The organism is Streptomyces sp. NPDC056948, assembly GCF_042674225.1.
Classification (GTDB): Bacteria; Actinomycetota; Actinomycetes; order Streptomycetales; family Streptomycetaceae; genus Streptomyces; species Streptomyces purpurascens.
In genome coordinates, this window is sequence record NZ_JBHUQX010000085.1 from 1 (window position 1) to 25330 (window position 25330).

Here is a 25330-nt window from a genome sequence, read left to right on the forward strand (position 1 = left end):
CGATGGGGTGCCGGGTGAGTTCGGTCCCTGCCCTGCCGGGCAGGTTCGGGAACAGTGCAGCTCGGCGCCTACGGCGCCGTGATGTCGTAATGGTTTCTTAGACAGTTATCCGGTTGCTCTCCTCTCCCCCACCAGCCCACCCGGACTAGTGGGCTTTGGCCCTGACGGGCCGACAGAGCGGGCCTTGAGACACGCCTGCCGGCGTGTCCAGTTTCTTGTAGCGCCCCGCTGCCGCGGGGGACGTCTTCGCCTGTTTTGGAGTGCGTTGTCAGTCCCGGCCTGTATGTTCCGGAAGCTGTTGGCCCATCTGGAATGAGCCCCGAATACCACTGGTGGGGCGTGGAGGGGTGATGAGCTGTGCCTGTCAGTCAACATGTTGCCGCTCGGAGGATCATTACCGCTGCTCTGCGGGCCGGTGCGGCGTGGATCAACAGGGTTGAGGAGCCTCGTGCGTGGCGGGAGCTGTCTCGTATGCACGGGGTGCTCTTGTCGAGTCTGCCGGTGAGGGCAGGCCCTTCGACTCCTGCCGAGATGATCGATTTGCTGCCGGTGCGCTTGCGGGAGTGGGTGCCGTTGGCGTGGGACGAACTGCCTTCTGAGATGGGTGATTTGGTTGTCCTGACGGACAATGGTGAGCTGACCGAGGAGGCCTTCGAAGCGGGGATGAACTATCTGGAGGCTCTGTACGGGGACGACGGATACTTCGATCTCGGTGGGACGTGGCTTCCGGCATGGGTTCGGCAGACGGCTGAGCAGACGGAGCGGGCCGCCTTCCGCCACATCCGCTCCGATGGACAGGCCGGCTATGTGGCCGCGCGGACCATGCTGACCGAGGTGCCGTACGGCACGGAGCGCGCGTTGGTCGAGGAGTACTCACTGCGTGGCGCAGCCCGGATGGACGTGTATCGGCCTGTTACTTCCGACCGGGTGTGGGCGGGGGCGTCGTCATGGTTGTGGCCGTGCCCGCAGTGCCGGTATCCGATGGTGCTGCGGGGTGGGCAATTGCAGTGTGAGTACCCGCCGCATCAGAGCCGGTTCGGCCTCGTTCCGGGCGGCGGCACACGGGGTGGGCCGCCTGTACTGACCGGTGGGCGGGGCCGGTTGGCTACGGCTGCGGAGCCGGCAGAGGGCGTGTTGTTCCTGGACTGGGGGGTATGGCGGTACATCACCTGTCCCGGGCTGAGTGAGGTGGGCCTGATGCAGTGGCTGGAGAAGCAGCAGGGGGTGCGGGTCGAGCGCTGGGAGAACCTGGACGAGTGGGATGTCGGCGTCTACCTGGGGGACAGGCACCGCTGGCGGGTGGACGTCAAGGACCACCAGGACGCGCAGACGATCATCGACCGGCCGCCTGCCGGGGAGACGGTGGTCGTGCCCAACTACCGGCGCAGCCAGGTCAATCAGCTGCAGTCCGGGCTCGATGCTCTGCGGACTGCTGACGGGCAGCGCTACAGCGTGTTCACGGTCAGCCGTTTCAAGGCTGCTGTGACCCGACGGTTGAAGGGGATGGGTGCATGACATCGCCGAAGAATGCGAAGTACTCCGCCAGTGTGCCGCTAACGCTGCGGGCGGCGATCTTGCTGGCTGCGCGGGTGTTCCCCAACCGGGCTCTGGAAGATCAGGCGGCGTGGCGGCGTGTGGTGGATCTTGCTGATGCGCACTTCCTGGCCACGGGGCAGATGCATCTGTGGGACGGCTGGTCTTCTCTGGCGCTGCCCGATCAGGTGCGGATCACGCGAATGCTGCGGCAGCGGCCGGCGGTCCTTGCCTCCCGTTCGGTGTTTGTCACGGAGACGGCAGCGGTTCTGAACAGCGGTGAGGCGGTCGAGTTCGCCCCGGCCGATGAGGAAGAGCAGGTACTGATCCTGTCCGTGGGCGACGAGGAAGCCCTCATCGATGCGTTGCTGGACGAGCTTGAGGACAACGCGGCCAAGGGGCAGTTGCTGACCAAGCCTGCGCCGCCCGGCTCCTACGTCAGCGACCTGCGGATCAGGGATCCGCTGAGCCCCTCCGGCCGGGTGGTGGACGTCTTCTACGACCTCGACTACCAAGGGTCCCCTGCTCCCAGCGTGGTGCAGGAGTTGGGTGACGCGCCAGTCGCGGACGAGGTGGTGATCCCTTTCGCCGACCTGGACGAGATCGCGGGCCGGCTCGATGAGCTGCGCGGGCAGGACTACCGGCGCAAGGCGGTCGCGGACATCAGGCGGCACGCCCGCGGCCGCGACGGCACAGGCGTGGGCGAGCTCCTGCGCGTCCAGGCCGGGCCGCTGCGGGTCTTCCACGCCCCCACCGGGATGGGCAAGAACGTCCTGAGTGAACTCGTCGCGGTGTGGTGCGCCCGGCAGGGCCAGGTGATCTCGCTGGTCGTTCCGCAGAGCGCGCAGGTCCTGGCCACGGTGTATCGGCTGCGGCAGGATCTTGCCGACCTGGAGGTCTCTGCGCAGGTCACTCCAGTCGTCTCCCCCGCTTCCATGATGGATCTGGCCGAGCAGACGGCTGGCAACCCGCAGGACGATGCGGCCTTTCGGACCTGGGTGTACCGGGAGATGTCTTACAGCTGCCCCCTGACCGGGCATGCCACCACCTCCTCCGAAGCTGTGGACGCGTGGACGCCGGGTCAGGAGCCGTGCGACCAGCTCAAACCCAACGGGCCGAAAGCGGACAAGGCTCTGGCCTGCCCGTGGCGGGGCAGCTGCGGGAAGTTCCGCCACCACCGGGCCGCAGCGTCGGCGGACATCCTCGTCACCAACCATGCGAACTTCCTGACCGGACACATCCACGCGCCGGTGGCGGGGCGGCCTGCCCCGGGACGGCGGATGACCACCGAGCAGCTCCTGCTGCACCGCAGTCATCTGGTCATCATCGACGAGGCCGATGCCTTGCAGGCGCAGGCTTTCGACCAGGCCGCCCGTCAGGTGCTGCTGGCCCAGGACGGTGCGGAGCGCACCCCGGTGCGCGAGCTTGACAGCCAGTTCCGGCGGCACTGCCACCGGCTGCCGATGAGCCTTGAGCAGTACCTGCGGCCCCTGATCAACCATCTGGTGTGGCTAGCCGAGTCTTACGTGTCCCACCTCGTCGGCGGCGTCATCCATCCCGACCGGGAGCGGCGCAGCATGGTGGTGCCGCGCCGCTGGGATGGGATGTTCGCCTCCCGGATCTTCGGGCTGGAGGCTGGGGAGCGGCCCAGTGAGCAGCAGATGCAAGCGGTCAACCAGCTCTACAAGCGGGAGGGGCCGCTGGAGTTCGCCGATGAGGTCGAGGGGCTGGCCGAGCTGAGGGAGCTTTTGTCCTCGGTCACGGATCTGGCCAGCGGGTCGGACCGGCTCACCCACGCCACCTTGAAACGGATCGGGGAAGCGTTCTCGGCGATCACCGGTGAGAGGGACGAGAAGCGGCTGTCCTCGCTGGCGCTGCTGGCGGCCCGGCGCGCGTATCTGGAGGAGATGCGCAGCATCCTGCACCGCATCGTCGGTGTCGCTGCACCGTTGCAGGGGGCGGGTATCTCCGCCGGCAACGGCCTGGTGGACGCGCTGGCCTCGCACGTGCCGTGGCGGGCTGCCCCCTATGGTCCTATGGGGCGTGCGCTGTTCGCGTTCTCCGAGACGTTCGATCCTGGCGACCGGCATCAGACGGCGTTGCGGCTGAAGTCCTACGTCGGCGATCCGCACGCTCACCTCGCTTACCTAGGCGAGGTGAGCGCACTCGCCCATACCGGTACCCGCCGGGCGGTGATCGGGATGTCCGCCACCGCGTTCATGCCGTATGCGCCGCGTCATCATCTCCTGCCGGAGCCGGCCTGGTACGTGCCGGACGACGTCAATGGAAGTCTCACGGTCGAGCTGCAGGCTGGCCAGGACAACGGGGCGGGCATCGTGGTGTCCGGCACCGACGGAGTGAACCGGGGGCGCGCTTATACGGCCATGGGGCGCAGCGTCGGCAAGGACTTTCCCGCACAGCTCGACGCGGTGGCCGCCGACGCTGCCACCGCGCACCGCGCGTATGCGCTGCTCGCGCCGACCGCCTACGACGCCGGTCCCGCGCTCGCCCGCGGCATGATCGAGGTGGGGGTCGCGGCGTCGGAGATCTGTGTGGCGGTGCGGCCACAGGAGATGGCCTCGCTGGAGCGGATGCCGCCCGGCTGGGTGCCCATCCCCAGCAACCGGCTCGAGCAGTTCCCCCACGCCGTGGGCCACGGCCGGTGCCGGTATCTGATCGCCCCCATGGCACGGGTCGAGCGTGGTCTGAACATCGTCGACCGTGACGGGCGCTCCCTGCTGCATGTGGCTTGTCTGGTCAACCGGCCCATTCCGGTGATGGAAGACCCCCCGGTGCTGCTGTCCCTGGTCAACTCTCTCGCCTATCGACGGCGGCGGCCCGGTCCGGAGCCCGCGGCGGAGCTGGAGCGGCTGCGGATCGTGGCGGGCCAGATCTTCGATGACATCCGCAGCGGGCAGGGCTACTTCAAGTCGCTGGGCGAGGACGTCAAACTCGCCGTGGTCGCGGAGATCCTGACCCGGCTGATCCAGCTGGGCGGGCGCACCCGGCGCGGCGGGGATCACGGGCGGCTGCGGCTGCTGGATGCCGCCTTCACCCAGACCGCCGCCGACTCCACGCTGCCCGCCCTCCTGGAGCAGTTGCGCGGGAAATGGCAGGACGAGGACCACATGCCGCTGATCGACGCCGTCTACCGCACCACCATGACCGACGCCCTGCTGGGGCTGACGGAGCACGCCCCCACCGGATATGAGGAAGAGGAGCTGGGCGAATGGTGAGTGACGACCGCGGCCGCCTGTTCACCCTGTCTTTCGAGCTGGATGACCGGCTGCTGGGCACGGTGTATGTCTATCCGCAGGACGAGGCGTTTGCGCCGGCCTGGCGGCGGCTGCCGAAGCCGCGGGGCAAGGACGCTGTGCAGCCGATCGCGTCCCTGCAGACGGCGGCGCGGGCCGTGACCGGGGAGCGGCTGGTGTTCACCAACCCCGACCGGCCCGCCAGGACGGGCCGGTGGGCCGGGCGGAGCGTGATCGTCACGCCCGGGGCGCTGGACGGGGCTGTGGTGCGCACTCTGATGCGGGAGTGGGAGACGCGGCTGGAGGGGCATGACGGCCGTGACACCCTCGCCGCCCTGCTGCAGCTGTCCGACGACGGGCCCCGGCCGCTCAGTTCGCTGCTGCACCGCGACGCCATGGGGCGGATCACCGGTCCCCGCTGGGCGTTCAGGGTGGCCGGGTGGCGGCTGGCGAGCATGCTGGCCGCCCAGCCGCTCCCGCTCGACGAGAACCTGCCCGCCTTACGGTTCCACCTCGACAGTGAGGGCGACCTGCTGGCGTGGCAAGCCCCGCTGGTCCACGAAAGGTCATGGATCGACGAGGAAAGCGGCAAACGCCGGCGCATCGCCGGCTACGCCATGGAACGCCTCCACATCGAGGTCGAGGCCGCCCCGGGCGGGAAGAGTCTCGTGGCGCATCTGTCGGCGCGGATCTCGCGCGTGGCCACCCACTACAAGGGCATCCGCAACGTCCTGCTGCGCCATCCCGTCAACCCGGACATCATCCTCAAGGCCCCGATCACCACCCGGTGGGAGAAGGGGCTGGACGGGTTCATGCAGCCCAAGGAGGTCCGCTACCGCGGGGCGACGGCACAGATCGTCGAGGCCTGCGGCGTCGGCCGTCTGCCCGAGCCGCCCCTGACGGGGCTGGACGAACTGACAGAGGTGCGCGGCGTGCACCGCACGGGCAAGCACCCGATCGACAAGGGCGCCGGGGCGATGTTCCACGCCCGGCTCGAAGAACACGCCGGACAAGTCCTCGGCCAGGAGCCCGTCGTCTACACCGGAACCTCTATCAAGATCACCAAGCCGGGCGGGAGCCTGCCGCCCTACGTGCCGGCCGACAGGATGGTCGACGCCATGGCGGTCGCCCGCCTCGATACGGTGCGCACCGTCGTGCTGTACGAGTCGGCCGAGTGGCGTACGCGGGTGATGGGGCAGCTGGCCCGCGACTACGCGCGGCCCGAACTGGCCGATCTGCCCGACGAGCAGCCGGTGGTCCTGGCAACCGGGTACGAGCTCGTGACGGTGCGGCTGCCCGAACTCGTCCGCCACGGCAGCCACGACCGCAGCCTGATCCTGAACACGCTGCCCTGGTTCAAGCCCGGCGCCGGACGGGCGCTGATCACCGCCCTGTGCGAGACGCGCTACCCCACCGAGCAGGAGAAGAACGCGGGGGTGACGGATGCCAAGCACGCGCTCAAAGGGCTCTTCGCCGAGCGTGGCATCCCCTCGCAGTTCATCACCATGGACTCCGATCCTGGCGATCCTTTCAGGCTGAACACGCCCGAAAAGGTCGCGCGGGCCAGGGCCCGCAACGCCGGTCTGCCGGAGCCGGACGTCGCCTACAAGGATGACCATGCGGTGCAGATCGCGCTCGGCAGCCTGCACTCCGACTCCGGCATCATCGACAACCGCCTGGCCGCCACCGCCTTCCACCGCAACGCGCGTGACACCGCCCTGGACCGGGAGGCCGTGGCGGTAGGGCTGTGGACCCGCTACCACCGCTTCGACGAACGTCCCGGGCGCCCCCGCAAACCGGCCGTGCTGGCCATCACGCTGGTCGCTATGCGGATCCCGCTCGGCGAGGACGCCTACTGGCCCACCCTTATGTACGGCGAGCAGGGCTGGCGCCCCCTGGCACAGGCACGGGCCCTGCACCATGCCGGTCCCATCGGCAAAAGAGGGCATCACCTGCGGGAGGACCATGGGGGCCCGGACAACGTGCGCACCTATGTGGACCGGGCGCTGGCCGCGCTCGGTGACCAGTTTCCGATCATCGTCTTCGCCGAGGAGCGTGAGCGGATCTGGCCCGGGCTGTGCAACGACCGGCTCGAGGACGGCCATGTTCCCGGGCAGAGTCTGATTGCGCAGGGGTGGGATGTGGCAGTCGTGAGGGTCGGAAACGGGCAGGGTACGCCGCAGCCGTCACGGCGTACCGGCGGCGGGGGCAAGCTGCCGGCCAACCCGCTGCAGCCGGTCATGCCGGAGAAGATCCTCTACCGTCACGACTACGGGGACGCGGTGTCCTGGCTGTTTTCCGGGCAGTCCCGCCAGCACGCAGGCGGCCAGCGCAGCGGCACCCAGTACACGCGGCGCACCCTGCCCGGCGGTCAACTGGCCCAGATGGGCGCTCCTTTCCACGCCATGACCCGCACCGAATACGTCATCGCCCGCTGCGGCAGCTGGCGTGAGGAGCAGTTGGCAGGTCTTGCCGCGCGGGTCTCGGAGCAGGCCGCCATGTGGGACGGGCGCACCAATCTGCCCGCGCCGCTGCACCTGGCGAAGAGCGCTGATGAAAAGCATCCCGGCTTCGTCGACCAGGAAGGACTGAGCGAGTAGGTGCGGTGAGGGCGGTCACGGCGGCTTCCAGGACCGGTGCCGGCGCAGCCGATGGCTGTTGGCTGCTGCCGTGCCCCGCCCGGGCCCAGGGCGAGGCGGGGCCGGGTGTACTGTGCCGCCCCCCTCACCTGTCACAAGCCGAACAGGCCGTCCAACTGGAGGGTGCGGCTGGTCACTTGGAGTACGTCTGTTTCCAGCGTGCTCTGTGGTGTGCTTCTCCCTGTCCGCGTCCGTTGACTTCGGCCAGGGACAACAACGGTGTCCCGTTGTTCCACAGACCGAAGAAGTCACGGTGCAGGGTGAGGATGTGGTGCTTGACCGCGAATGCCTCGGCTTGGGGGCTGAAGCGTGTGGTGGCGACGAAGATGGCCACATCCGCGGCAAAATGCACCTTGGCTCCCAGCAGATCGCGCACTTCGCGACTGGCGATTGTCCGGTGGGGTGAGTACTGCTTGCACTGGATCACCATGGTCCGGCCATCGGGCAGCCGGCCGAGCACGTCGGCTCCGTTGTCCCCAGTCCCGCCTACTCGGCGCACCTGCGTGCAGCCGTCACGGCGGCATAACTCGGCGACCACTTCCTCGAACTCGGTACCGAACATCGCGTCGATGGCAGCCAGCGTCCGCTGTCCGGCTGCGATCTCCTCCTGTCGCCTCCAGGCGGCGTCTCTGCTTCGCAGCAGCCGGTCGGTACGCCACAGCTGCCACACCATCCAGCCGATTCCCGCGGCGGCAAGCAGGGCGCCGAGGTACAGCAACAACACCGGCCGCAGCAGACCTAGCAGGACCAGCGTGGCTAGCGCTCCTGCTGCCGCTTTGTTCCGGGCGGTGCGTTGTCTGCGCATCGCCTTGCTCTTGCGTTTGGCCGCCACTTTCTGCCCCCTCTTGCACCGGCCGGGATGGATTCCTGCCTGCTGTGCAGTGTGGGCAAGCCAAGCGGCCCCGCCAGGGCGCAGTCAGGCCATTGGCTTGAACCTCCCGCCCTTCTGTCGGCTGGCGTCTGGCCGTTCTCCTCGAGGAGGTGCGTTGGCCTGCTTACAGGCCAAGTTCGGCCAGGGCTGCTTGCCTCTGCGGGCTGAGGCCGGAGCGGCGACGGCGCAGGTTGCTCAGCCACTGCCCCAGACGGACTGGATCTCCTTCGATCTCCTCGATGTGCCGCTGGGGGACGTCGAGATGGCCTTCACGCGCGCGGAAGACCCTTGCGGCGGCCAGCCCGCGCTGGAAGGCACGCTCGCGCGCCGGCAGCCGGCCCTCCGTCGCCGGTGAGGCAGATGTGTCGGGCAGTTCGACCAGCCCCAACTCCTTGAGCAGTGAATTCTGTCCAGGGTGCAGGCGGCCGGAACGGGCGCGCTGTGACTCAAGCCAGCTCTCTGCCTCGGAGGCAGTCTTGTTGGCGGTCCGGCTCTGACGGGCGGCGTGGTAGGCCCGTTGCCAGGTGATCGGCCAGGGCGGGTTCCACCACCGGTCCAGGGCGGTGAGGGCGGTGGCGCGCTGCTCGGTGAGGGTCTCGGAGCGGGTGCGCTGGGTGGCCAGCCAGCGGCCGAGGGGAAAGCCGTCGTGGATCTCGTCGACGGGTGCGGCGAGGTGGCCGTGGCGGGCGGCGTAGGCAGCGGCGTGGGCCAGTGCGCGGTCGAAGGCCTGCTGGCGGGGGTCCCAGATGATACCGAGGCGTTCGAGGGCCTGCACGCGTACGGCGTCGAGCGTGCCTTTGGTGTGCAGGTGGCGTTGCCAGGTCAGCCAGCGTCCCAGGGGATAGCCAGTGGGGTCCTCGTAGTTCTGGGGGACGTCGAGGTGGTGGTGGGTGTGGCGGAAGCGGCGTGCCGCGGCGAGGCCGCGGCGCCATTCGGCGCTCTTGGGGGCCAGGACCCGCAGGGACAGGGCGAGGGCGATCTCGTCGGCCTGGGTGGGGCGGTCGAAGCGCAGCCAGGTTTCGGGGTCCTCGGGGGGCATGGTGGGCCGGTGGGTGCGCGGGTCGGACAGCCGGGCTTCGAGGCGGTCGTCGTGGGCACGCAGGGCCTGGATGGTGCGCCACAACGGGGTGTAGGCGTCGGCGCCGAGGAGGTCGTCGGGGTCTTCGTCGGGGGTGAGGTAGACGGGGACGACGAGGGTGGCCTTCTTGCCGGCGCCGGGGTGCTGGCGCAGAGCGCGGCCGACGGCCTGGACGGTGTCGACGGGGCTGTTCTTGGGGTCGACGAAGACGACCGCGTCGATGTCGGGGACGTCGATGCCCTCCCCCAGCACGCGGGCATTGGACAGCACGGCCGGGGCGTGGGGGTGGGTGCGGGAGGTGAATTCGAGCAGGAGGCGGCGGCGGACCTGCGGGGTGTGGCTGCCGCTGACCCAGTCCGCCCACAGTCCTTCAGGGCGCAGGTGTGCGGGAAGGGCGGCGGCCGTCTCATGCAGGGTGGTGGCGAAGGCGCGGGCGTCGGCGACACGGTGATGGAAGGTCAGGATGCGGCGCAGCTTGTGGTCGTGGATGGCGCGCAGGGCGGCGACTTGGCGGCCGGCCAGGTGCAGTCCGTCGACGCCAGCGCCTGCTCCGGTGGCGAGCCAGTCGCGCAGGTCTGCGTTGGTGACGACGGGAACGAGGATCTGGTAGTCGGCAAGCAGGCCGAGGTCGATGGCGTCGGAGAGGTTGAGGTGGTAGGCGACGGGGCCGAACAGGTTTTCGTCATCCATGGACGCCGCTGCCTCTGCCCCGTCGGCATCTGGGCCGTCTTCGGGGTCCCAGATGCGGGGGGTGGCGGTCAGGTAGAGGCGGCGGGCAGCCGGGATCTGGTCGTCGTGGTGGACAGCGGCCCAGGCCTTGCCCAGGCGGCCGGCCGTGCGGTGGGCCTCGTCGACGACCACCAGGTCCCAAGTGGGCAGGCGGTGGTCGCGGTGGGCGACGATGACGGCGGGCAGGGAGGCGTAGGTGGCGTAGACCGTGATCGGACCTGCGTCGCCTGTGCTGGCGAGCGCAGCCAGTTCGCCGGGCACGGTGGTCATCGGGATGTCGGCGCTGAGCGGTTCGTGGTCGAGAGCCTGCCGGGCCGAACAGACCGCTACCGCCGGTCCTTTGCGGCCGGCAGCACGCCAGGAGCGGATCGTCTGCGACAACAGATCCAGCGTCGGCAGCAGCACGAGCACGTGACCGCGGGCAGCCAGCCGGGCGGCGGTGCGAGCGGCGATGAGCGTCTTGCCCGTACCGCAGGCGGCCACCACGCTGGCTCGCGGATGCGAGCGCAGCGTGGTGATGGCCGCGGTGACGGCCTCTTTCTGGTGGGGCCGGAGCTCAATGTCAGCGGGCGGCATGCTCTCCTGCCGTGGGGAGGCGGGTTACGAGGTGTCTGTCGGGTCTTCTGTGGCCCATCGTCCTCCACTCTCTGATGCCGCAGGCTAGCCGTCGATCGTGCTTGGGGTCTGCGTGGGCGGGTGGAGAAGAGAGGACCGGCAGGGGCTCGCTGCTGCCGCAGACGAGCTCGGTGCAGCGTGGGCGGGGGGGGTCACAGGTCGGCGGAGACCAGCGGCCGCAGCGTGGAGCCGTTGCGGTGTTTCATCACGCTGAGCTGGCTGGGGATGCGGCGGCTGAGTTCGGCAACGTGGCTGACGATCCCGACCGCCCGGTTGCCGGCGCGCAGCTGGTCGAGTACGTCCATCACGTCCTGCAGGTTCTGCTCGTCGAGGCTGCCGAAGCCTTCGTCGATGAACAGCGTTCCCAAGGGGCGGCCGCTGGCTTCCTGGGTGACCACGTCGGCCAGGCCGAGGGCCAGGGCGAGGGAGGCGGTGAAGGTTTCGCCGCCGGACAGGGTGGAGGTCTCGCGTTCGGTACCGGTCCAGTTGTCCAGGATCCGTAGCCCCAGACCGGCCTTGAGGCGTCCGCGCCGGCCGGCGTCCTTCTCGTCGCTGTGCACGAGGAGGTAGCGGTCCGAGGTCATCGCCTGCAGCCGGATGTTGGCTGCGTCGGCGATCTCTTCGAGGCGTGCGGCGAGGACGTAGGCCTCCAGTTCCATGCTGAGTGTGTTCGCCCCGGTGGTGGCCGATGCGATGCCTGCCAGGCGGTCAGCCAGGGCGTAGCGGGCCTGCAGAGGTGCGAGTTCGCTCAGGCGGGTTTCCAGATCGGCGACGAGTGCGGTCAGGGCGGTGAAGCGGTCGCGGGCCTGTTGGGATGCGCCTGCGGTGTTCTTCACGCGTGCTTCGGCCTGCAGGAGCGCATCGCCGGTGGCTTGCGGTTCTGCGGGGGGTTGGGCGCTGGCCTCGAGCAGGTCCGGCGTGTTCAAGGTGCCGGTGACAATGGCGCTGTCCTTGTCCCACTCCTGGAGTTCCTCACGCCACTGCTGCAGGAGTGCGGCGGTTTGCAGCGCGGCGGCGGCTTCCTCGTGTGTGGTGAACCCGGCGTCCTGGGCTGCATCGTCGGCGGTGGTGCGGGCGTCGCGGTGGCGGTCGGCTGCGGCAGCTGTGGTCTGCGCGGCGTCGACGGCGCCTGTGAGGTGTTCCGCGGCACGGGTGAGTTCGGTCATGCGGTCGCCCAGGGTCGCGGCGCTGCCGCGTGCGGCATCCAGGGCGAGGGCGATGGTGTGCTGCTGCTGTGCCAGGGCTTTGTGGCGTGTCTGGCATTCGGTCAGGCGGTCCTTGGCTTCCTGGCTCTGCTGGGTGCGGGTGTCGCACTCGTGCTGGAGCCGGGCCAGTTCTTCCTGGGCGGAGGGCAGTTTGCCGGCCTCGTCGCAGGCGGTCTGGTGGGCTGTGCGAACGGCCTGAAGTTGCAGCTCAAGCTGGTCGGGCGGAGTCGGTCCGGCCGTTCCGAGCGCCTGCGCATATTGCTCGGCGAGGTCGCTGCGGGCACGGCTGGCCCGGCTGTGCGCGGCCTCGGCCTGTTCGTGGACGGTGCGGGCCTTCTCCTCGTCTTCACGCGTGGGCTGGTCGGGCCGCCGCTGTGCCGGGGCTGGGTGGACGGCTGAGCCGCACACCGAGCATGCGGCTCCGTCGGTGAGTTCGGCAGCCAGTTCACCGGCCATGCCGTCCAGGCGGCGTTCGCGCAGGTCGAGCCAGTCCTTCTTGGTGTTCAGGGCCTCCGCTTCGCGTTTGGTCTCGGTCTCCTCGGCTGTGGCCAGCCGGGCGGCGAGGCTGTCGCGCGTGCGGGCCGCTGCAAGCTGCGTGTCCAGGGACTGGATGTCTCGCTCGAGCTGTGGGATTTGGTCGGCTGCCTTGGCCATGCCCTCCACGCGGCCGGTGTGCTCGGCCTGCAGGGCGGGCCATGCCTCCACCCACTGCGCGGCCTCGTCGTGGTCGGCTTGCGCCTGCTCTTCCTTCTCCCTCAGCTCGCCCATCTGCGCGCCGAGTTGAGTGTGGCGCTCCTCGTCCGGCAGAAGACCTTGAAGGCGGCCCCGCTCGGCATGGTGCTGTTCGAGGACCAGCTGCAGCTGAGGGATCTCGGCGTGGGTGTGCGCGGCTTGCAGCAGCGTGCGGGCGGTGTCCTGTGCGGTTTGGGCCTTGCGGAGTGCAAGAGCGCTGCGCTCAAGGCCGTCCAGCAAGGGGCGCAGTGATTCGGCGCGTTGGCCCTTCTCTAGCTGCTCGCGCAGTTGTGGGTGGCCGGCGGCCCTCTGGTCCAGGGCGGCGCGCTTGGCGAGGGCTTGGCTGTGCTGGCGCTGGTGGGTGTCGAGGGCAACGGCGCGCTGATGGTCCTGCTTGGCCCTTTGGTGGGCTTCGTCGCTGCGCTCCTCGTCTGTCAGAGCGGCGGTTTGGGCATCGTGGGCGCAAGCGAGCAGGCCCTGGGCCCAGGTGAGGGCGTCGACGGGATCTTCGGTATCGGGGCGGACCGGCCGGCCCGAGGCAGTGTCGGCCTCCTGGAGGGAAGGGCCAGCTTCCTGGTCGATGCGTTCGCTGAGCTGCTGTACGGCGGTAGCGACCTCGTCGAGGTCCTTTTTCGCGGTCTTGCTGCGCGCGGTGAGCCAGTTCTGCAGCTCTTGGAAGCGTCCGGTGTCAAAAAGCCTGCGCAGCAGCAAGGCGCGGTCTTTGGCGTCGGCCCGCAGAAATTTAGCGAAATCTCCCTGCGGCAGGAGGACGACCTGGCAGAACTGTTCCTTGGACAGTCCCAGCGCCGCCTCGATCTCCCGGGAGGCGTCTTGGTGGTTGGCACAGACCGGTTCCCAGGCGGCGGAGTCGCCCGCGGTGGCGGTCCGTTCGTGCAGCTGCACGGTGGCTTCGGCGGTGGCGGTGCCGCTTTTGGCGCGCGAGCTCGGATAGGTCTGCTTGGGCGCCCGTGTGATCCTCAGGCGGCGGCCGGCTGCGGTGAACTCGAGAACGACCCGGGTGCGCGTGTCGTCGGGGGCGTGGTCGCTGCGCAGGCGGTGGGTGGGGCGGATGCCGGGCACGGTGCCGTAGAGGGCGAAGCAGACCGCGTCCAGGATGCTGGTCTTTCCCGCGCCGGTGTCGCCGCGCAGGAGGAACAGGCCCGCGCTGGTCAGGGCATCGAAGTCGACGTCTTCGGTGCGGGCGAACGGGCCGAATGCCTGGACGGTCAAATGGTGGAGATACATCAGCTGGCCTCTCGCGCGGCGGCTTGGGTGCGGACGCTTTCCAGTCCCTCGTGCAGCAGGTCCTGCTCCGCGGTGGTGGCCGGGACACCGGTGACGTGGTGGAGGAAGCCCAGGCCGATCTCGTGGTCGGTGCGGCCCTGGACACGGGAGCGGTAGGACTCGCCTCCGGTGTGGCGCTCCTGGGAGAAGCTCAGCTTCAAAGCGTGGCGGAAGCGCTGGCGCAGGCGCTCCATGGCCATGTGCGGCCGGTCCGGGTCGGTGAGCGTGATGTGCAGCCAGCACGTCTCGTACTCGGTGTACTCGGGGCTGGTCAGCAGCTCCTGCAGGGCGCCGGTCATCTGGCGCAGGCGGCGCGGGACGGGGCAGAGGACTTTGCGTGCCGTGAGGGCGGCGTCGGCGCCCAGGTCGACCAGCCACATGGCCTTGGGGTGCTCGGCCTCAGAAAAGGAGTAGGCCAGCGGGGATCCGCTGTAGCGGATGCGTTCGCTGATCTGCTGGCAGCGGTGCAGGTGCCCCAGCGCCACGTAGTCCGCCCCGGTGAAGACTGAGGCGGCCACGGAGGGAACGCCGCCTGCGGTGATGTCGCGCTCGCTGTCGCTGGTGTCGGCTCCGGTGACGAACGCGTGGGCGAGGACCACCGAACGGGTACCGGAAGGCCGGGCTGCCAGGTCTGCCCGGACCTGGTCCATGGCCGCACTGAGTACCGCATGATGACTGGCACGTTCTGCGCCGAAGTGGGCGTGTACCAGCCCGGGTTCGAGGTAGGGAAGGCCGTAGAAGGCCACCGGCCCGTGCTGGTCCTGCAGGATGACCGGACGGGCACAGTCCTCCACGCCGGTCCGCAGATGGATGCCGGCGTGCTCGATCAGACGGGCGTTGACCCCCAGCCGGCGCGGTGAGTCATGGTTTCCGCTGATCATGACGAGCGGGACCCGAAGGGCGGCGAGTTCTTCGAGGACCCATTTGAACAGGTCGATCGCGTCCAACGGCGGGATGGCGCGGTCGAAGACGTCGCCAGCGACGGCGACGGCCTCAACCTCTTCTCGCTGCACCGTCTCCAACAGGTGCTCCAGGAAGGCGCGCTGCTCGGCCAGCAGGGGATGTCGGTGTAGCTGGCGGCCGAGGTGCCAGTCCGAGGTGTGCAGGATCCTCATGAACACAGAACGTAACCACAGCGACAGTCGCTTCAGGAGGTTTTCCCGATAAACAGACCCCTTTAAGGGGATCCAGCGACAGAAAGGTCATCCTGGTTCACCGTCCGCGACAACGCGAGTGATGGATCCTCAGAACCCGCTCGCAGCCCTCGGTATGCGGCTCTCGATCATCGGAACCACCGGTCCCCAAGCTGGCGGCCCTGCGCCCGGCAGCCGCTCTGCCGATGTCCTCGCCCGCGTCCAGCCCACCCGGGCCAAGGCCTACGTCTGCAGGTTCCTTCGCCGCGCCCCGCACCCAACTCGTCATCGTCGCCTGACCAGTTCATGCCGCGAGGCTGCAATCCGGATAACCATCGGCCATGGCCTTCGAGGCGACCGCCGGACGGCGCGGGAAGTCGGTGATCACCACCGAGGCGACCGTGTCGTCGGTGGCCAGGCCATGAATCGCCTCTACCTTCTCCTGGACGCTCTCCAGGGAGGGCCCCAGCGCGCCCTGCGGCTGATCCTCCTGGACGACGCCTTCGCCAAAGTCGACAACCGCACCATCGGCGAACTGATGGGCCTGCTGGTCACCCTCGACCTCGACTTCGTCATGACCGGCCACGCCCTGGACGCCTACGAAGTACGCCGCGCCGAAGGAACCGCCGCCATCACCACCCACGTCCACTGGGACGGCCACACCCGGCACCTGAGGCTCGCACCATGAGCACCGCCCCGCGACAGATGCCCGAACCCATCCGCTCCTACCTCGCCCATTCCGCTCTGCTCCCGCTGTGACCGCCTCACGCCGTCCGGAAGCGTGCAGGTGGCCCTCGACGAAGACGGAGCCCGCCAACTCGGCGGCCTGCTGGGTACCGTCATCCCACCGGGCCGCACCCGCGTACGGCTGGACACTCTCGACACCGCGCTGCGGGCCTCCGCCGCGCAGACGGGCCTCGTCGCCGCCATCGCCTACCTGACGGGTACGCCGCTGACCGACCAGGCAGCCGCACGTGCCTCCCGCCAGGCAACCTGGGAGCAGGTTTGGCAACACTTGGATGCCGCCCTTTCCGACGCCGGCCTCGCGTCCGCGCCCTGGGTGCCCGGCTGGATCACCGGCATCCGCTCCGGGAGCCTGCTCACCCGCGCGGGCTCCGACGCCGCAGTCTGGGCGCTGCAGCATGCCATGGCAGCCCTGGCACTCCTGCCCGGCTCCGCGCCGGACACCAAGCAGTCGGCTGCCGACGGCTCTCCCCCATGGCAGCTGGCAGAGCTTGCCGCCCGGACCACCGGTGACGCCCACGGGCTGGACGAGGGGACGCTGGCCGGAGCCCTCACCGCGCGGGCCCTGGCCGCTGCCCGCGGCCAGGCGCCGCCCGAAACCCCCTCCGAGCGGCGGGCGTTGTGGGAGAACGCCGGCGTCGCCGCCGACCTGGTGTCCGGCACCGTGCTCGTCTATGCCCCTGCCCCGCCCGGTGACGACGCCTGGTCGGCCACGATGCGCCAACGCGCCGCCCTCGGGCTGGTCACGCATCTGACCCTCCAGGAACTACGCCACCCCGGCGTCGCCCCATGCCGTTTGGCCGAGGCCGGGCAGCGTATCTACGCCTGCGAGAATCCACAGATCCTGCAGGCGGCGGCCCAGCGTCAGGTGCAGGCCCCTCTCGTGTGCACCTCGGGAAACCCCTCATCCGCCGGCTGGGAACTGCTGCGGCGCCTCGTGGCCGACGACGCCGACCTTCTCTACCATGGCGACTTCGACTGGCCCGGCATCGCCATCGCCGCCCGCGTCTTCGCCGCCGGAGTCCGGCCCTGGCGCATGAGCGCACACGACTACCGCACCGCCGCTGCACGGCAGAGCGCCCCTGCCCGCCTGCCCCTCCAAGGCACCGTAACCGCCACGCCCTGGGACCCCCAGCTCAGCCTCACGATGCAAGAACACGACACAGCCATCCACGAGGAATCCCAACTGCCCCTCCTGAGGACCGACTTGCACGAGAGGGCGCCCAGGCATGGATGACGCCGGGCAGACGATGCCACCTGCAGGCAGGCACCCGACCGCTTCGTGCAGCGGCATGCGTGCCCGAACACCACCGAGGTCTCGCTGCGTTGGGGCAGGTCAAGGCTGCTGTCGGGCAGCACTGCTGGGTGGCAGAGCTAACCGCACGCCGCCCGGCTCATGAAGGGGCCGCCGTGTACGGCTGACCGCACCTACTGCTACGAACCGGGGCCCTGGTCGAGGACCGAGCGGACGGCCTTGGCGTAGGCAGTGATCAATTCGTCCAGCCAGTTCTGTTGTTCCGCGAGGTCACGACGCGGCCCGGACAGGTCGGCACCACTCCGCCGCGCCTCGAGAATCGTCATCAGCCCACTAGCAACCTCGCACGATGTGTCTCGTAGTTCCTCGGCTACCGCAACCACTTCGTCGGGGCCCTCCACGATCACCATCGACAGAGTGCGCATCACCGCCTCCACCCGCTCATTCAGTTCGTCTGAGAGACGACTCGTCTCCTCAAGTTCTCTCGCCTCGGACTGGTGGCTGTGCTCCCTCACCCTCTCGACAGCGGTGAGGAAGGACGCATACGTCTCCCGCTGGCCCTGCCTGCGCCAACGAGCGTGCTCACCGGCCTGCTGGGCCTGTACCTGTCGTCGGCCCGCCCAACCTGCCAGTGCAGAAGCACCAGTCGTGCCGACTACCCCGATCGCCGCGCCCATGAGTGCCGCCAGCCCCTGATCCATTGGCCAGACTCTAGTCCGGCTGGCGCGCAATGCCGGGCTGGCCTCACTCCTCCGGCGGCTCCCGGAGCTTCTCCTACTCCCTCACCGTTCGAACCACCCGACGGTGGGTGGCTGCGTACTCCCGTCCCTTCCCCAGAGGCGGAGCCGATCGATATCTGGTCTATCGTCTGCCTGCGGGTCTATCCTGCGCGCGTGTAGCACCCTGTTGAGTAAGCGTCCTTCACACAGCGAAGGTTGATCCACAGCGCGCTCAAGTCAGGAGCGTGCAGTGCCCCGTTATCTCGATCCGGCTGAGGCCAAGGCCAAAATGATCAGCAAGGGTGTGTGGCCCATCTCGGTCTGGCCTGGGTCGGACAAGAGATGGCTCAGCGTCTGCACGGACTGCGGTTCGTACGTCACCCCGACGTATCGCAACGTCATGCAGCCCGGCCGCGGCGGCTGCAACCCGTGCGCGCGGCGGAAAGCGGCCGAGACGCGGCGCACGCCGCATGTCGACGCCGTGCAGGTGATGCGTGCCGTCGGGGTCGAACCGCTCGAGTCGTTTCCCGGGGTTGACGTGCCATGGCGCTGTCGGTGTCTCAACGCCCTGTGCCCCGGCTTGTGGATGGGCGATCCGGCCGACATCCGGCCCCGTCTCTCGGATGCCCGTGCCAGCAGAACATCCGCCTGCAAATACTGTGCACGCATTGCCATCCGCCCTGAGCGTGCCGCCCAAGGGATGATCGTGGGTGGGGTCGAGCCGAAGGAGGGATACAAGAGCGCGTGGTCACCCTGGCCGTGCGTCTGTCTGAGGTGTGGGGCGGGCGACATCACGCCCACTTACGCGAATGTGGTGCACGGCGGGCAGGGCGGGTGCAAGCACTGCAGTGGAAGGCTCAGGGTTCCCGATCAGCAGGCTGTCAGCGAGATACGGACGGCCGGGGCAGATCCCCTGGAGGCGTATCCGGGCGTCAACAAGCGGTGGAGATGCCGGTGCAGGGCTGCTAATTGCCCCGGGCCGGCCGACCGGATCATCTATCCGCGGCTGGGATGGCTACGGCGCGGTGCGCAGGCCTGCAAGTGGTGTGCCGGAGTCGTCATCGATCCGCTGGCCGCACGCGACGTCATGGTCAGCCAGGCGCGGTTGGTGCCCCTGGAGCCCTACCCTGGTGTGCGGGAGCGGTGGAAGTGCCGTTGCATGAATTGCCAGAGCATCGTCCATCCCACGCTCGGCAGTGTGAACAGCCGGGGCACCGGGTGCTCCGAGTGTGCCGACTTCGGCTTCCAGCGCGGCAACCCGGGGCTGCTCTACCTCGTGACGCACCAACGCCTCCAGGCGGCGAAGATCGGTATCTGCAACCTGAACACCAGACGCATCGAAAGACACGAAGGGCGCGGCTGGCAGCGGCACGCCATGCTCGCCTTCCCGCTGGGACGCGATGCCGAGCTGCTGGAGAAGCAGGTCCTGGCCGAATGGCGGGCCCAGGGGTGGCGCCCGGTACTCGACGGCGGCAAACCGTACGACGGTTGGACGGAGACGGTCCTGCTCGATGAAGAGGTCTCGGCACAGATGATCTGGCAAGGAGTTCTCGATCTTCACGAGCGCGTGGCTGCGGTCGCTGTGACCTGAGTACCAGCGCGTCCACACCACAGGTCGCCCGCCTACGGCTGGACTACACGCCGCGGCGCCACCGATGGCGAAGGGCCCATCGGGCAGCACCGCGGTATCCCGCTGGACGGCGGCCGCCGATCCCGGTGCGTGGGCGCGATCTGCCCGGAGCAGTGCCTCCGGCACGACGACTCCGGGCCGAGGTTGACCGACCGGCAGGCTGCCACAGGTGCTCGTGAGCCGAGGTCTATGTGTGCTCGCTCCCTGCCCGCGGTGACAGTGGCAGAGTGGCGGCAAGGTGGTCCTCAATCCAGGACAGGCCTCCGATGTCGAGGCGGTGGCGGGTGCGGGTGACGGCGACGTAAGCGAGGCGGGCTTCGCCGTCGTCGATCGGGCCGGGAACAGCGCGACCTGTGTCGTCCAGCTGGTCGCTGTCCTTGGGCGGGGTGAAGTCATCGGCGATTCTCACCTGCGCCCATTCGCGGCCCTGGGCCTTGTGGGCGGTCGAGACGGTGACTTCGGCCTGCTGCTCGGGGACGAGTTGAGCTACGGCGGACAGGATGGCGTCGGTGCCGTGGGTGTCGACGAGGGCAACCAGCGGCTGCAGATCACGTCCGGCCTGATCATGGACGGCGTAGTCCTGCAGAGCCCCTCAGGAGGGGAACAGGGCGAGCTCGGGGTGGGCGGTGCGACGGCCTTCCTTGAGGTCGCGGGCAGCCAGGGCCAGTGCGCGCAGGCTGTCCCCTCCCCTGACCAGGGCAACCCGGTGTCCGGTGTCCAGCAGTTTCATGAACTGGGCCATGGCGCCGATGTTGGTGCGGCACAGCACGGCATCGGGCCGGGCGAGGGGACCGAGTTCGGTGGGCACGGTGGTGGTGCCACTGCGGGGAGAGTTGCGGGCGGTTTTCCTGATAAACGATGCCTCTGAGGGATTATGCCGACAGATGAGGAATGGGTTTCCTTCCTGCCGTCGCCGCGCTGCCGCCCGGGGGGCGTCGCCACCGGGCGATTGTCAGTGGCAGGGGGCAAGATAAGCGGTGGGGGAAGGAGGATGTGATGTCGTTATCGCGTTCTACCGGCGCTGAACCCGCCGCGGCTCCGAGTGGGTGCCGCTGGTGCGGGATTGAAGCGCGAGGGCACGGCCGGCAGCATGTGCCGGAGGTGGGCTGGCATTCCTGGACTGCACCGTCGCTGGAGCAGCGCAAGCAGCGCATGCTTCAGCGACGTGCCCGCGAGGCCGTCAGGAAGCCAGGTCCTGGATGTCGCTGAAGGCTTTCCTCAGCTGGGCCGGGACGTCTGCGGCATCGGTGAGGGTGGACACCAGTGCATAGAGCATGTCGTCCTTGCCGTCGGGGCTTGTCTGCTCCGCCTCTTCTTTGATCATGGTGAGAACGCGGGCGCTGAACTTGCCGCCGCGGTACGCGGTGAAGTGCTCTTCGGTCCATGACTCGCCTGCGGGGCGCGGCCAGTGGGTGTTGGCGGCGGTGGCCCACTGGGTGTCGGTGAAGAGCTCTTCGAGCTCGTTGAAGCCTTCAGCCTCCCCCACATAGGTGACCTGGGTGGCAAGGTCGAGGCCCGCCCTGATGAGCTTTTCCGCCTTGAAGTGCTTGTTGGTGCGGCTGTCGGCATCGACCATCAGCATCACGGTGCGGTGGTTCTTGACGAGGTATCCGGCCAGGATCAGAGCGCCCTCGTTGTTGCCGCAGGCCCATAAGGCGATGCCTGCTGCCTGGAGGGAGAAGCCCTGGGAGAGACGGAACAGCAGGGGCAGGCACTGCTGTTCGGTAGGGCCTTCCACAGCAAGGAAGCAGCGCTCGTGGAGCAGGACGGAGTTGCGCAGGCCCACGGCGGCGGCGATCTGCCCGAGGTGGAAGTCGATGCCCTCGTGGGAATCGTCGGCCAGGCGCTCGACGAGGGTGCGGCCGCTGTCGCTGAGCCGGAGGTGGACCACGTCGGCGATGTCGACGCCGTCGATGAGGTTCATCGAGTGGGTGGCTACGACGACACTCACGTGAGGCAGCGCGCACTGCTTGCGGATGATGTCCATCACGGTGCGCTGATGGCGGTAGTCGAGGTGGGTGTCGGGCTCGTCGTAGACCACGATGGTCTGCGTCGGCTCCTGCTCGTCTTCGCCGTCCAGGGCGGCGAGTTCGCTGTTCTCCAGCAGGTTGCTGGTCCACTCCCACACGGCGAGTGCGATCCTGCGGTTGCTTCCCTGCCCCGAGCGGGTCAGATCGACCGGTTCTCCGTCGGCCTTGGAGACCTCCAGAGGGGCACGCTTGAAGCCGCCTCTGAAGGACACCTCCGGCTTGACCTGCACGCCGACGAATTCACCGCAGTGCTGGCGGATGTGCTGGCACAGAGAGTCGGCTTCCTTCTCCAGGCGCTGGGTGATCTCCACTTCGATCTCCCGAACCCGCCCCTGCAGTGTCTCGTCCTCCAGGAAAGTCTCATAACAGCTGCTCAGCGCCGTGCGCACCGCGTCGTCGGGGCTCTCATCCCTGCCTCCGAACGACAGCAGCCGCGGCAGACGCTGCTGGAGTTCCTTCGGAAGCGGCTGCCACTGTTCCACCTGTGGCGCCGACGCTGCGTGAGCTGCGAGGGCCTGCAGCAGATCGTCCTTCAGGGGTCCAGCCGGCGCCAGATCGAACTCGGTGACCAGTTCGTTGAGTTCACCCTTCAGCAGCCGCCCCAGGTCATGCAGCCGGCTGTCGGCAGGCCGGGAGCCGAAGTACTCCCACCTGGCGGCCTGCCCTCCCTCGGCAATGCGACGGATCCGCACCATGGCGGGCAGCGCAACGGCAGCCTGCTCGCCTGCGTCCAGAGTGAAGACGCCCTCGACCCACGTCTGAGCGCAGCGGCCACCCACGGCACCTTCGGCCTGTTCGTAGGTGCGGTCCTCGTCCGTCAGCCGGTGACTCCCCAGCAGAAAGGCCAGGGCCGTCAGTACAGCGCTCTTCCCGCCGTCGTTGTGGCCGGCCAGGATGGTCGGACTACTGACGGGGATGTCCTCCACACGCGCCAAAGAGCGGAAACCGCACGCGGAGAAGCGGGTGAGGTACACGGTCGAACTGCTCCGAATCTCCCCCTCCGGCCAGAAGGGGGTATGACGTGCGGGTAGTACGCATGCACAAGGGGCGCGTGAGACGCCAGCGCAGACCGTCATACTAGAGGCACACAGCGCAACGTCCGGGCGGTTTCCTCCACTTGCTGGCTACGCTGCGACTAGGGCTTCTCATGTGGATCATGTCGCGTACTTCATGGACCATAGGAGCGGGGCCGTTGCTGTGCGAGGAGGCGAAATGACTGGGACTCATCCGGCGTCAGGCGACATGCTGGAGCCGGTCAGGCGACACTTGCGAGACCCTTCGTACGACTTCGATGTGGGGCCTGGCTGGCGGCAGTTGGTGCTTGAGTGCCATCAGAGGGTTGTCGCGACGTTCCCGGAGTATGAGCTCCTAGCGGTGAAGCAGAAGTGGGGGGCTTTGGCCTTCCAGGCGTTTCCGCGGCCGTGGAAGCCTGGCGGCGGCTGGACGGATGCAGAGGACGCGCGCCTCGACGCTGTGACTGATGTCTTCGCTGACCGCAGCAAGGGAGTCTGTGAGCGATGCGGTGCCGGTGGCTCACTGCGTGAGGACAGGCGGATCCATCTGGTGCTGTGTGACCAGTGCGAGACGCTCCGGAGCACGGTCGTCTCTGACTGGTGCTGATTGCACGTCAATCAACGGACACAAGCGGCACCTGGCCGGCCCACCTAGACAATCCTCATTCTTGCTGGTCAGAGGCACTTTCTGATCGCCTGACCGCCTGTCGGACAGCCCGCTTCATGAAAGCGGAGGCTAGGGTCCGTCTTCAAACGGATCTTGCCCAGAGCAGGAATGATGCGAGGGTGACCGCCGCTTCGTAGGACGTGGCGGTCTTTTCGTATCTGGTGGCAATGCCGCGGAAGCCCTTGAGCCGGTTGAAGCAGCGCTCGATCATGTTGCGCCGCCGGTAGGTTTCCCGGTCGAACCCTGGCGGTCGGCCGCCATGGCCACCACGCCTCAGCCGGTGCCGTCGCTGGTCGTTCTTCTCGGGGATGGTGTGCGCAATGCCGCGTTTTCGCAGGTAGGCACGGAAGCCTCGGGAGCTGTAAGCCTTGTCTGCGATGACCTGGTCGGGCCTGCACCGCGGCCGGCCCGGGCCGGTGCGGGGAGCACGGATACGTTCCAGCAGCGAGCGTGCACAGACACTGTCGTGGCGTTGGCCGGGCGTGAGCAGGATCGCAAGTGGGCGGCCCTTGCCGTCGCAGGCGAGGTGGATTTTGGTGGTCAGTCCGCCTCGGGATCGGCCGAGGGCGTGATCGTCCGGTTCGTCCTGCCGCTGGCGCCCCCTTTTCGGCCGGTGGCGGCGGCGTGCTGGTGGGCGCGGACGATTGTGGAGTCGATCTGGACGAGCCAGTCGATGTCGCCGGCCGCGTCCGCACGGGCCTGGATCTGCTGCAGAGCCCGAGTGAAGACCCCGTCGAGCGCGTAGCGGCGGAAGCGGGTGTACACGGTCTTCCACGGCCCGTAGCGTTCCGGCAGGTCACGCCAGGAGATCCCGGTGCGGATCTTGTAAACCATCCCGTTGATGACCTGCCGATCCTCCACGCGCGGCCGCCCCGTTGCGGCCCGGGGTATCACTGGAGCGAGTAACTCCCACTCCTGGTCGGTGAGTTCATGACGGCGTACCACGACACCATGATCTACCACTCAGATGATCTTTGGGACGGACCCTAGCCTCGGGCGCTGATGCACGTATGTAGCGGTGTCAGCTGCCGAGGTCTGCGCATCGCGCGACCGGCTTCTCCTCATAGCGAGGCGTCTCGGTCAAAGACCTGCGGTCGTAAGTCTCAAATTGACTATTGTCGAATCCTCGGAATGGTTCCGGCAACCGGCGCAAGCTATCCCAAGTCCGCTCCCATCCGTCCCCATAGCGGTCCACGAACAATATGCTGCCCAATTGCAGCGCCGGCCCCACCTCTCCTGCTTGTGGTGTTGCCAGTTGACGTCCGTGATACACGCGTTCCGTGCAGGGGGGCAGGCTGGTCTCTGACCAAGAAAGACCATCATATCTGACACCCTTACTACGGAATGAAATCGACACTCTGATTGAAACGAAGCTCACGGGGTCGGGCGACCGATTGATCACGTGTAGTGACATGGGGCTGAGGCTTGAGCCCTCGACCCAGGCAGAGACAAGAACTGCCTGACTGCGCTCCTTGTCGGCAGCGTCTTCCCTGGATTGGTCGAGCGCGTCCGCTGCTACTCGCGCGTCGTAGTAGGTTGCGACGCCCGTGAAACCGAGAGTCCCAATACCGGCCACCACAGTAAGTACTGTACCGATAGCGATCCACGGAATCTGACGCCACCACGGCCCGCCGCTCGTCGTGTTCACGCGGGCTCGCACCTGAATAGGAGCCGACCGCCCCCGGGCTAACCTTTGCCTCGCCTGCCGTGTGCGCTGCGCATCGCGCATCCCACTCACGACCGCCCCCTTACTCCCCCAAAAGTGGCCTTCGAAGGATCGCATGTTTCTTCCCCGAGCGGCGCACCTTCATACGGCAGAGTCGTCGGGCTCGAGCTTGGACGGCGCAGGGGCATGGTTGCGGCTATCGGTAACGCGGCGTGTAGGTGGTCTCCGCGGCTCGCCCGCCTGGAACGCCAGAAACCACCGCGCATCGCTGGCGTCCCGTACTCTGGAAGCACCAACGCGGGGTGGAGCAGCTCGGTAGCTCGCTGGGCTCATAACCCAGAGGTCGCAGGTTCAAATCCTGTCCCCGCTACCACCATCCGGCCCCCGGTGACATAGCGTCGCCGGGGGCCGGAGTCGTTCAGGAGCAGATCTGCCCGGACCACCGGACCGGAACCCATCCCAAACTGGTCTTGGGGCAGGCCGTCTGGTGGTGCATCGCCAGCGCGAGCCCGGACGCCCTCGACTTTCACCTC

Annotated in this window: 15 protein-coding genes, 1 tRNA gene and 1 pseudogene; 7 read left to right on the top strand and 10 right to left on the bottom strand. The window is 68.2% G+C overall.

Going from position 1 to position 25330, the window contains the following annotated elements:
- Window positions 1–357: 357 nt before the first annotated feature.
- The 3 genes from ACFTZL_RS13785 to ACFTZL_RS13795 are packed head-to-tail and all read left to right on the top strand — an operon-like array spanning window position 358 to window position 7387.
- Window positions 358–1515 carry a hypothetical protein gene (locus ACFTZL_RS13785; RefSeq protein WP_382581286.1) on the top strand — a complete coding sequence of 386 codons (1158 nt, stop codon included), beginning with the start codon at window positions 358–360 and terminating at the stop codon, window positions 1513–1515.
- Complete coding sequence (locus tag ACFTZL_RS13790; RefSeq protein ID WP_382581288.1) at window positions 1512–4769, top strand: hypothetical protein; 3258 nt, start codon at window positions 1512–1514, stop codon at window positions 4767–4769. Before ACFTZL_RS13785 ends, ACFTZL_RS13790 begins: the two co-directional genes overlap by 4 nt.
- Window positions 4763–7387, top strand: coding sequence for an RNaseH domain-containing protein (locus ACFTZL_RS13795; protein ID WP_382581290.1), 2625 nt, complete (start codon window positions 4763–4765; stop codon window positions 7385–7387). Before ACFTZL_RS13790 ends, ACFTZL_RS13795 begins: the two co-directional genes overlap by 7 nt.
- Window positions 7388–7559: 172 nt before the next feature.
- Here ACFTZL_RS13795 and ACFTZL_RS13800 read toward each other — a convergent pair whose 3' ends face one another.
- From ACFTZL_RS13800 to ACFTZL_RS13820, 5 genes are all read right to left on the bottom strand, one after another.
- Window positions 7560–8258 carry a restriction endonuclease gene (locus tag ACFTZL_RS13800; RefSeq protein WP_382581292.1) on the bottom strand — a complete coding sequence of 233 codons (699 nt, stop codon included), beginning with the start codon at window positions 8256–8258 and terminating at the stop codon, window positions 7560–7562.
- 163 nt (window positions 8259–8421) lie between these two features.
- Window positions 8422–10680 (bottom strand): Helicase associated domain protein, encoded by a 2259-nt coding sequence (locus ACFTZL_RS13805; RefSeq protein ID WP_382581294.1) that lies wholly within the window; start codon window positions 10678–10680, stop codon window positions 8422–8424.
- A gap of 191 nt (window positions 10681–10871) precedes the next feature.
- Window positions 10872–13901: an AAA family ATPase gene (locus ACFTZL_RS13810; protein WP_382581296.1), complete on the bottom strand. Its 3030-nt coding sequence runs from the start codon at window positions 13899–13901 to the stop codon at window positions 10872–10874.
- The gene (locus ACFTZL_RS13815; RefSeq protein ID WP_382581298.1) at window positions 13901–15055 is read right to left on the bottom strand and encodes an exonuclease SbcCD subunit D; all 1155 of its coding nucleotides are present in this window, start codon (window positions 15053–15055) and stop codon (window positions 13901–13903) included. The genes ACFTZL_RS13810 and ACFTZL_RS13815 overlap by 1 nt, the downstream gene beginning before the upstream one ends.
- Window positions 15056–15377: 322 nt before the next feature.
- Window positions 15378–15542 carry a DUF6192 family protein gene (locus tag ACFTZL_RS13820; RefSeq protein ID WP_382581307.1) on the bottom strand — a complete coding sequence of 55 codons (165 nt, stop codon included), beginning with the start codon at window positions 15540–15542 and terminating at the stop codon, window positions 15378–15380.
- On the opposite strand from ACFTZL_RS13820, the gene ACFTZL_RS13825 reads away from it, so the two are divergent.
- Together ACFTZL_RS13825 and ACFTZL_RS13830 are read left to right on the top strand one after the other, a co-directional pair.
- A complete protein-coding gene (locus ACFTZL_RS13825; protein WP_382581308.1) occupies window positions 15495–15761 on the top strand; it encodes an SbcC/MukB-like Walker B domain-containing protein in 267 nt (88 codons plus the stop codon). The two genes, ACFTZL_RS13820 and ACFTZL_RS13825, sit on opposite strands and share 48 nt — an antisense overlap.
- A gap of 93 nt (window positions 15762–15854) precedes the next feature.
- Complete coding sequence (locus ACFTZL_RS13830; protein WP_382581300.1) at window positions 15855–17054, top strand: TIGR02679 family protein; 1200 nt, start codon at window positions 15855–15857, stop codon at window positions 17052–17054.
- Between the two features lie 197 nt (window positions 17055–17251).
- Here ACFTZL_RS13830 and ACFTZL_RS13835 read toward each other — a convergent pair whose 3' ends face one another.
- Window positions 17252–17773 carry a hypothetical protein gene (locus tag ACFTZL_RS13835; RefSeq protein ID WP_382581302.1) on the bottom strand — a complete coding sequence of 174 codons (522 nt, stop codon included), beginning with the start codon at window positions 17771–17773 and terminating at the stop codon, window positions 17252–17254.
- A gap of 268 nt (window positions 17774–18041) precedes the next feature.
- On the opposite strand from ACFTZL_RS13835, the gene ACFTZL_RS13840 reads away from it, so the two are divergent.
- Window positions 18042–19382 (top strand): hypothetical protein, encoded by a 1341-nt coding sequence (locus tag ACFTZL_RS13840; RefSeq protein ID WP_382581303.1) that lies wholly within the window; start codon window positions 18042–18044, stop codon window positions 19380–19382.
- A 226-nt stretch (window positions 19383–19608) separates the two neighbouring features.
- Here the strand turns inward: ACFTZL_RS13840 and ACFTZL_RS13845 are convergent.
- The 4 genes and pseudogenes from ACFTZL_RS13845 to ACFTZL_RS13860 form a co-directional block, all read right to left on the bottom strand.
- Window positions 19609–20244 (bottom strand): annotated as a pseudogene (locus ACFTZL_RS13845) (DNA helicase); the annotation flags it as partial.
- 357 nt (window positions 20245–20601) lie between these two features.
- A complete protein-coding gene (locus tag ACFTZL_RS13850) occupies window positions 20602–22425 on the bottom strand; it encodes an ATP-dependent endonuclease (protein ID WP_382581304.1) in 1824 nt (607 codons plus the stop codon).
- A gap of 788 nt (window positions 22426–23213) precedes the next feature.
- Window positions 23214–24076 (bottom strand): IS5 family transposase gene (locus tag ACFTZL_RS13855; protein ID WP_382581305.1). Its coding sequence is split into 2 segments (ribosomal slippage): window positions 23214–23717 and window positions 23720–24076, totalling 861 coding nucleotides; the frame shifts between segments, so codons are not numbered across the junction.
- Between the two features lie 76 nt (window positions 24077–24152).
- Entirely contained in the window at window positions 24153–24779 is a 627-nt protein-coding gene (locus ACFTZL_RS13860) for a hypothetical protein (protein ID WP_382581306.1), read from the bottom strand.
- Window positions 24780–25093: 314 nt separating this feature from the next.
- On the opposite strand from ACFTZL_RS13860, the gene ACFTZL_RS13865 reads away from it, so the two are divergent.
- Window positions 25094–25170 (top strand) — tRNA-Met (locus ACFTZL_RS13865).
- Window positions 25171–25330 lie beyond the last annotated feature (160 nt).